This window comes from Burkholderia sp. Ac-20392 (assembly GCF_017104585.1).
In the GTDB taxonomy this organism is placed as follows: domain Bacteria; phylum Pseudomonadota; class Gammaproteobacteria; order Burkholderiales; family Burkholderiaceae; genus Burkholderia; species Burkholderia lata.
In genome coordinates this window covers 1-759 of the sequence record NZ_JAAGPB010001115.1, presented here as the reverse complement: position 1 = coordinate 759, position 759 = coordinate 1, and the positions used below count along the sequence as shown (strand labels likewise).

1 protein-coding gene and 1 pseudogene are annotated in these 759 nt (G+C 68.8%); one reads left to right on the top strand and one right to left on the bottom strand.

All coding sequences use genetic code 11. From position 1 onward, the window contains the following. Positions 1-42 precede the first annotated feature (42 nt). Positions 43-567 (bottom strand): Mpo1-like protein, encoded by a 525-nt coding sequence (locus G3N99_RS41115; RefSeq protein ID WP_206125298.1) that lies wholly within the window; start codon positions 565-567, stop codon positions 43-45. Positions 568-648: 81 nt separating this feature from the next. Between G3N99_RS41115 and G3N99_RS42295 the strand changes: the two are divergent. Further along, positions 649-759, top strand: a pseudogene (locus tag G3N99_RS42295) (Crp/Fnr family transcriptional regulator); the annotation flags it as partial.

The window sequence follows — 759 nt, the reverse complement described above, 5'->3', positions numbered from 1 at the left end:
TAGCAACCGACGGCGCCCGCGCCGAACACGCAGACCGGTGCGTCAGACATGCGAATGCGCGCCGCCGTGCACGGGGCCGGCCCGCCGCTCGACTTCGCGGCGCACGTCGCCGCGCAGCCCCGCGAAAAAGGCGACCTCGGCCACGACGAACAGCGGCCCGATCATCAGGCCGACCAGATCGTCGACGAATGCGGGCTTGCGCCCTTCGAACCAGTGCCCGACGAACTGCACGATCCAGCCGACGACGAACGCGCCGATGCCGATCGCGAGCCATTGGGCCGTCGGCAGCAACGCGAGCGCCTGCGCGGCCCACAGGCTCAACGCGAACAGCGCGGTCATCACGATCCCGAACCGCAGGTCAAGGCGCAGGTAAAACACTGCGAACACGACGGCCAGCAGCAGCGCCGGCGACAGCGCGATGCCCGCCAGCATCCCGAGCGCCGGCCGCGACAGCAGCACCTCGACCGCGAACACGATCATCGGGATCCCGACCAGGTGCGTCGCGATGTTGCGCGCGTCGCGGTGGTAGGCCGCATACTGGGCAAGATGGTCTTCGAGCGTCTTCATCGCGTCTCCTGATCGGTGGTTGAGCGCTATGATGCGCGTCACGCCCGAGAACCTCTGTCAGCTACCCGACATCGCGTGTCCATGCCTTCTTCGCTCGCCCCGTACCTGCCGCAGATCGAAGCGAACCCGTGGTTCGCCGCGCTGCCGCCAACGTTGCGCGAAGACCTGCTTGCCCGCGCGGCGCTGCGCGGG